This is a genomic window from Candidatus Melainabacteria bacterium RIFOXYA2_FULL_32_9, from assembly GCA_001784615.1.
Lineage (GTDB): Bacteria > Cyanobacteriota > Vampirovibrionia > Gastranaerophilales > UBA9579 > UBA9579.
In genome coordinates this window covers 1-7282 of record MFRQ01000166.1, presented here as the reverse complement: position 1 = coordinate 7282, position 7282 = coordinate 1, and the positions used below count along the sequence as shown (strand labels likewise).

Annotated in this window: 6 protein-coding genes; 1 reads left to right on the top strand and 5 read right to left on the bottom strand. The window is 34.0% G+C overall.

From position 1 onward, the window contains the following. Positions 1 to 17: 17 nt before the first annotated feature. Complete coding sequence (locus tag A2255_04235; GenBank protein OGI16756.1) at positions 18 to 698, top strand: hypothetical protein; 681 nt, start codon at positions 18 to 20, stop codon at positions 696 to 698. A gap of 195 nt (positions 699 to 893) precedes the next feature. On the opposite strand, the gene A2255_04230 is transcribed toward A2255_04235, so the two are convergent. The 5 genes from A2255_04230 to A2255_04210 form a co-directional block, all read right to left on the bottom strand. Continuing rightward, entirely contained in the window at positions 894 to 1694 is an 801-nt protein-coding gene (locus A2255_04230; protein ID OGI16755.1) for an acyl-[acyl-carrier-protein]--UDP-N-acetylglucosamine O-acyltransferase, read from the bottom strand. A 20-nt stretch (positions 1695 to 1714) separates the two neighbouring features. Next, complete coding sequence (locus A2255_04225; GenBank protein ID OGI16766.1) at positions 1715 to 2137, bottom strand: 3-hydroxyacyl-[acyl-carrier-protein] dehydratase FabZ; 423 nt, start codon at positions 2135 to 2137, stop codon at positions 1715 to 1717. Positions 2138 to 2148: 11 nt separating this feature from the next. Beyond that, the gene (locus A2255_04220) at positions 2149 to 2988 is read right to left on the bottom strand and encodes a hypothetical protein (protein OGI16754.1); all 840 of its coding nucleotides are present in this window, start codon (positions 2986 to 2988) and stop codon (positions 2149 to 2151) included. Between the two features lie 2 nt (positions 2989 to 2990). Next, a complete protein-coding gene (locus A2255_04215) occupies positions 2991 to 4103 on the bottom strand; it encodes a hypothetical protein (GenBank protein OGI16753.1) in 1113 nt (370 codons plus the stop codon). Positions 4104 to 4286: 183 nt separating this feature from the next. Continuing rightward, positions 4287 to 6692, bottom strand: coding sequence for a phosphoenolpyruvate synthase (locus tag A2255_04210; protein OGI16752.1), 2406 nt, complete (start codon positions 6690 to 6692; stop codon positions 4287 to 4289). Positions 6693 to 7282: the final 590 nt, after the last annotated feature.

Here is a 7282-nt window from a genome sequence, read left to right as displayed (position 1 = left end):
AAATTGGAAGGTTAATAATGGATAGAATAGTAGAAGTATATACAGGTGCATATGCCAGCGGAAAATCTGAGATTTCTATCAACAGAGCAATTATGTTACATAAAGAGACAGATTCTCCAGTTATATTAGTAGATCTTGATACAGTTGAGCCTGCGTACACATTAAGACCAATTAAAAAAGAAATAGAAAAATACGGTGTCAGGGTAATTACTCAAGAAAGTTATTTTGGGCTTGGAGAAGCTGGCAATACTATTACAGGTGAGCAGATGAATTGTCTTTCTAACCCTGGAAATATAGTTATTGATGTTGGTTATGGTGTTGGTGGACTTGATATTCTTGAAGTTATTAATGGTATAGATAAGGAAAAAAATCTTAAAATCTATATAGTGATAAATACTTCTAAGCATGAGACATTAAATGTTCAGGATATTATTGATTATGTAAAGTGGAGTGCCGGTACTGGTGATCAGGAGTGGAAGAAATTCAATGGCATAATTAGCAATGCTCACTATGGTGATGAAACAACCAGTGAAGATGTAATAAATGGCTTAAGAAAAATTCAAAAAGCAGCAGAGGAGTTAAAGATTCCTATAATTGCTTTAACTGTGTCAGAAAAACTTTATCCTGAATTTGGAGCAGACTTTGAAGGCATACCTGTGTGGTCATTAAAGAGGTTTATGCCAAAGGCTTTATGGTAACAATAAATTAAAAGAGACACTTTTAAAGTGTCTCTTTTAATTTTCAGATTAACTGATTTGTATTTCCCCAACCTTCAAGCCAGTAACCACCTTCATTTATAACTTTAGTATAATATATGAAATTTATGTTCTCATCAATCTAAGAGTCAATATTTTTTCTAGACCACTTGGTCAATCATTGGTATGAATAGGATTTTACTCCAGATAATTTTGTTTACCACTTAGCTTGGTAACACCCCTTTTGCTGCTATTAATAAATTCTATAAGTTGATCTATGTACTTATTAGATGGAATTTCTTCTCTTATTCTCTCAATAGCTTGATTAGTATTGAGATCAGAGAACCAAATAAGATTAAATGCTTTTTTAAGGTTTGTTCTTTCTTCAGGCGTAAAACCACGACGCTTTAGTCCTATTGTGTTAATTCCAATAATTCCAGCAGGTCTACCTTCTGTCTTTGCATAAGGTGGCAGATCTTGCCTTGTAGCTGAGAATCCACCTATTATAGCCATTTCGCCAATTCTTACATTTTGATGAATTACTACCATGCCACCAATAAAAGCATAATCACCAACCAATACGTGTCCTCCAAGGGTAGCTAAATTAGCAAGTATGGCATTATCTCCTACTTGACAGTTATGCGCAATATGTGCACCTGTCATTAGCATACAGTTATTACCAACTTTAGTTATATTACCCTCGCCTGATGCTCTATTTACAGTGGCATGCTCCCTTATCTGGCAGTTTTCGCCAATAATGACTTTAGTAAATTCACCTTTGTATCCTAAATCCTGAGGTGCAGTGCCAATAACAGCTCCTGTTGAAATAATAGTATTTTTACCAATTTCACTATTCTCAATATAAGCCTGAGGATAAATTTCTACACCAGATTCAAGTTTTGTATTTGGTCCTATGACTGCATAAGCGTTTATTTTAACTCCGTCTGCAATTTCTGCTGATGGGTCAATAATTGCACTTGGATGAATATTTACCACCATACCTACCTCATTTTATTTTGTTATTGAACTATAGAGCACATTAATTCTGCTTCTAACACTAATTGTCCATCAACTTCAGCTCTGCATTTTGTTTTTACAATAGGGCCTTTAAGTCGAGTAACTTCTGAATAAAGATCCAATTTATCACCAGGAATTACAACTTTCTTAAATCTTACACCATCGATTCCTGCAAATAGTGCTAATTTTCCTTTGTATTCAGGTAATGTCATTACAATTCCTGCACTTAATTGAGCTAACGCTTCTACCATTAATACTCCAGGCATAATTGGTCTATTTGGGAAGTGTCCCATAAATTGTGCTTCGTTCATTGTAATATTTTTATAGCCTTTAACGTGTTTGCCAGGAACGCACTCAGTAATCCTATCTATTAATAAGAAAGGGTATCTGTGTGGAATGAGATTCATTATCTCAATAATGTCCATACTTAATGGTTTTACATCTTCACTTGTTGACATGCCGTTTCCTCCATATATTTTTGTTGTATGACTTTTGCAAATTCTACGTGTGTTTTATGTCCTGCTTCACGCGCAACTATGTGTGCTTTAAAATGAAGAGGATTAAGTTCTAGTAATTGCAAATCTCCTATTAAGTCTAATATTTTATGTTTTATAGGTTCATTGGTTGATCTTAATTCTGTTGTATAACCTGTTTCTGTTAAGCCTATAGTGTTATCGATATTAACACCTAAAGCAAATCCAGCCTGTTGGAATTTTTCCAGATCTTTTAGATATCCAAAAGTTCTAGCTTCGATTATTTCATTTTGATTATCAGATGAATCCCAGGTGTACCATTTTTCCTCTAAGTCTGTATGGTCAAAGTTTACATAATAACTTACTTTTAAACTTTCTGATGGTAGCATAACTAACTCTGAATGCGAAGAAGTAAGATTAATTGGTTCTGTTATATTTATAGAATTTGCATTATGATTTGTTTCTATTCCTGCACTTTTAAATGCTTCTACCCATTTAAGCGCACTCCCATCAAGTATAGGAAGTTCAGAAGAGTTCATATAAACATTTAGGCTGTCAATTCCTGTAAAAGCACAGGCTGACATAAAATGTTCAACCACTCTAACTTGCTTGTCCTGAGTTCCTAAAACTGTGCAATGTAGAGTTGATATTACATTATCAAGACAGGCTCTTATTGCTATTTCAGAATTGTCTGGATAGAAATAAACCCCTTTTTTATTTGACGGGGCTATTTTTACCGTGCATTCCTTGCCATCCATCAGGCAAATTCCAGTTATCTCGACTTCATTTAATGTAGTTGTCATTATTATTTCTCTTGTTTTAATGCTTCAATTTCTTGTTTCAGTTCTTTAACCTGCTTCATTAAAGAGCTTATATCTTTAAATGCTTTTAGCTGTCTTACAAATTCTTTTCTCGGCACAGCTGGAGAACCCATTACAATACTTTTTTCAGGAATATTTTTACTAACTCCTGACTGAGCCATTAGTATAGAATCTGACCCAATTGTAATATGATCAGCAATGCCAACTTGTCCGGCTAATACTACTCTATCACCGATTACAGTACTTCCAGCAATACCAACTTGTGAGACAACCAAACAATTTTCTCCGATTTTACAGTTATGAGCTATCATAACTAAATTATCGACTTTTGTGCCTTTACCGACAATTGTATTTTCTAATGTACCTCTATCAATGGTGGCGTTAGCACCAATTTCTACGTCATCATGAATTATAACTGAGCCAAGAGAAGGGATTTTATATATTTTCTGCTGGGAAAAATCTCCATCAACTTTGCCTTCTTGTTTAGCAGTTTCGATAGTATTTGGAGTTTCTGTAACAAAACTAAATCCGTCACCCCCAACACTGGCTCCCTGATTGATAATTACATTATTGCCAATACTAATAAAGTCGCCTATATTTACTCCGGGGTGGAATAAACAGTTATTTCCTATTTGTGCTTTTTTTCCAATATATACGTTGGCTAAAATTTTTGTATGATCACCAATTATAGTTCCTCTGCCTATTACAACATTTGGACCAATTGAAACATTTTGTCCAACTTGTGCTTCCGGGTGTACTACAGCTGTTGGATGAATGCCTATAGGTGCATCTGGTGGAATATAGAATAAATGCAGCAATTTCATCATTGCAAGACGTGGTCTTTCAACCTCAATGGTGGAAATATTTTCCAACGAAACACCAAACGGAACTAAGGCTGCTTTAGCTTTTGATTGTGCTAAATTTTGAATTTCTTCTTCTGATAAAGCAAGAGCTAAAGTTTCTTCATCAGCTAATTTTGGTGGTGAAATTCTTTTAATTACGATATTTTCCTCTACCTGGTTTAAAATTCCCCCGATAATTTGGGTAATTTCATTTAATGTGTAAGTTTTAACTTCGTTCAAAATTTTACTTCCCATAATCTCAATTCCAGTTTTGCATATTCAACATTACTTAATTATATTATGAAAATTTTATGACTAAAAAAATTTTTTAACAAGAAGTGTTTACTTATTATAAACCTAAATAGCCTATTATCAATGATAGTAGGCTATTTAGGTTCAGAGTCTTTTATTAATTTTTAGGCGTATTTTTCCAATAATTCAAGCTTTTTTTGTTTTTTCTGCTTCATTTATATTTTCAATTCCTTTAATTAAAGCATCAGGATTAAAAGAAATACTGTCTATTCCTTGATTTACAAGAAATTTTGAAAATTCCGGGTGGTCACTTGGAGCTTGTCCGCAAAGTCCTATGGGAGTATTTGTTTCTTTAGCTTTTTGTATTACTTGTGAGATTAATTCTTTGCTGGCTTCATCATCTTCGTGGAATAAATCACTTACAATTTCAGAATCTCTGTCTATTCCAAGTGTTAACTGAGTTAGATCATTTGATCCAATAGAAAATCCGTCGAAGATTTCAGAAAACTCTTTTGCAAGAATCACATTACTTGGAATTTCTACCATGACGTAAATTTCAAGATTATTTTCTCCTCTTTTTAAACCAAATTCTTCCATTACTTCAATCACTTTTTTGCCTTCATCTAGTGTTCTACAAAATGGAATCATCAATTTAACGTTTGTTAGTCCCATATCATCTCGAACAATTTTCATGGCTTTACATTCAAGATGAAATCCTTCTTTATATCTTTGATTGTAGTATCTTGATGCACCTCTAAATCCTAACATTGGATTATCTTCTTTAGGTTCAAATTCATGACCGCCAATTAGGCTTGCATATTCATTAGTTTTAAAGTCAGACATTCTTACAATAACGTCGTTTGGATAAAATGCCGCAGCTATAGTAGCTACAGCTTGTGATAATTTGTCTACAAAGTAATCTTCTTTATTTTCATATCCACGAGTAAGTTCTTCTATTTGGAGTTGGATCTTTTCGTTTTTTAACTCGTTAAATTTCACAAGTGCCATAGGGTGAATTCTTATTGCATTATTAATTATGAATTCAAGCCGCATTAGTCCTACACCGCGATTTGGCAAAAATGATAAATTAAAAGCCTGTTCCGGATCTCCAAGAATTAGCATAACTTTTGTTTTTGGCAATTTTATATTTTTAACATCGACTTCCTGTTCTTCCCAATCCAGAATTCCCTGATAGACAATTCCATTTTCACCTTCCACACAAGAAACCGTTATTTCTTCGCCGTCTTTAATAGTTTTAGTTGCGTTGCCTGTACCAACTATTGCAACTACTCCTATTTCTCTTGCAACAATTGCAGCGTGACTAGTCCTTCCACCTTTGTTGGTAACAATGGCAGATGCCTTTTTTAGAATCGGATCCCAATCAGGATTTGTCATATCTGCTATAAGGACTTCTCCAGGTTGGAGCTTGCCTGATTCATCAGGAGAGTTCAAAATCCTTGCTTTTCCTGATGCAATCTTACTGCCTACACTTCTACCTTCAGCTAAAATTCTTCCTTTTTCTTTCAATGAGTAAGTATGAACTTTGTAATGATCTTTTTTTGCGGCGTGGACAGTTTCAGGTCTTGCCTGAACTATAAATAATTCTCCTGAAATTCCATCTTTAGCCCATTCTATATCCATCGGGCGCTTATAGTGCTCTTCGATGGTCATAGACCATTTGGCAAGTTTTTCTATTTCTTCATCAGATAATATATACTGATCTCTTTTTTCTTCAGGAGTATCTATATTTATAGTTGTTGCGCCTAATTTAGAAGATTCATTTTCTGCATCTTCTGTATAAACCATTGTTTTAGACTTTGAACCAAGAGTTTTTGAGATAATAGCCTTTTTACCCATTTTTAATGATGGCTTGAATATATAAAATTCGTCTGGATTTACGTTTCCTTGAACCACATTTTCACCCAATCCCCAGCTGCCTGTTAAGAATATAACTTTTTCAAAGCCAGTTTCTGTATCAATAGTGAATCCTACACCTGCACTGGCTTTATCTGCTCTTACCATTTTTTGTATCCCGATTGACAGGGCTACTTTCATATGCTCAAAATCGTTATCCTCCCTATATTTGATAGCTCTATCAGTAAAAAGCGAAGCATAACAACGTAAACATGCCTCTATTAACTCATCTTCACCTTTAATATTGAGAAAGGTTTCTTGTTGTCCTGCAAAGCTTGCGGTTGGCAGGTCTTCTGCTGTTGCACTACTTCTTACTGCTACTTGGATTGGTTCTTCATATTTACTATTCAATTCTCTGTATGCTTGTTTTATTTGTTCTTGAAGTTCTTCTGGGATTTTTGCACCAAGCATTGTTCGTCTTGCTTGAACCCCAATTTCATGAAGGTTTGAGAATTCCTCAGTGTCGAGCTTATTAAGAATTTCAGTCAATCTTTCTCTAATATTATTCTTATCAAGAAAATCCCAATATGCATTTGCAGTTGTAGCAAAGCCATCAGGAATATTTATACCTCTTTTAGTAAGTTTTTGAAACATCTCGCCAAGAGAAGCATTTTTACCTCCAACCTGCGCAACATTATTGATATCAATTTCTGAAAATTTCATAATATAATTTGCCATAATTACCCCCTAAAGATTGTTTTGCAACATTTTAAAAGAGTCTGAAGTTTTATACATCAGACTCTTTTCTAGTAAACTTTTTTATTTATTTTTGCTATTTCTAAGCTTGCTCTGTTTCAGGCTTATCTTTCTTAAAGTGTCCTGCTAGACCTTTAATGCCGGCTATTACAGCTTTAGGAATAAAATAAATACAAGAGGTTGCAACTAATCCCTTTAAAGCTAGAGGCATTGGGGTAAATGATACTGTTGAGAAAATTACCTTCCCCGGTTTGGGAGTTGCGAGATATTTTTTTGGAGCAGTGAAAGAAATTTCTTCTAAAAAAAATTAAAAATCTTTCATAGAAATACCTTTATAAGGTATGCTTAAAGCTTTAGGTAAGACTGCTTGCGGCCACTGAGCCTAATGCTCCAGTTGTTGCTGCGATAACTGTATTTCAATTATATGCCTCTTTCTCTTAGCTCCTTTGTTTGCTTATGTAAATGATTTTTCAACATAGAAATAGCCTAATCCATAAAATTAGGCTATTTCTAGAATTTTTATATGTATTTTTTGTTTATGCTTCTTCTGTTTTATTTTTATGGGTTAAAGC

Bases quoted from the DNA above. Each gene is read 5' to 3' on its own strand.
- A2255_04235 (OGI16756.1), top strand. From the start codon at position 18: ATGGATAGAATAGTAGAAGTATATACAGGTGCATATGCCAGCGGAAAA.
- A2255_04230 (OGI16755.1), bottom strand. From the start codon at position 1,694: ATGGTGGTAAATATTCATCCAAGTGCAATTATTGACCCATCAGCAGAA.
- A2255_04225 (OGI16766.1), bottom strand. From the start codon at position 2,137: ATGGACATTATTGAGATAATGAATCTCATTCCACACAGATACCCTTTC.
- A2255_04220 (OGI16754.1), bottom strand. From the start codon at position 2,988: ATGACAACTACATTAAATGAAGTCGAGATAACTGGAATTTGCCTGATG.
- A2255_04215 (OGI16753.1), bottom strand. From the start codon at position 4,103: ATGGGAAGTAAAATTTTGAACGAAGTTAAAACTTACACATTAAATGAA.
- A2255_04210 (OGI16752.1), bottom strand. From the start codon at position 6,692: ATGGCAAATTATATTATGAAATTTTCAGAAATTGATATCAATAATGTT.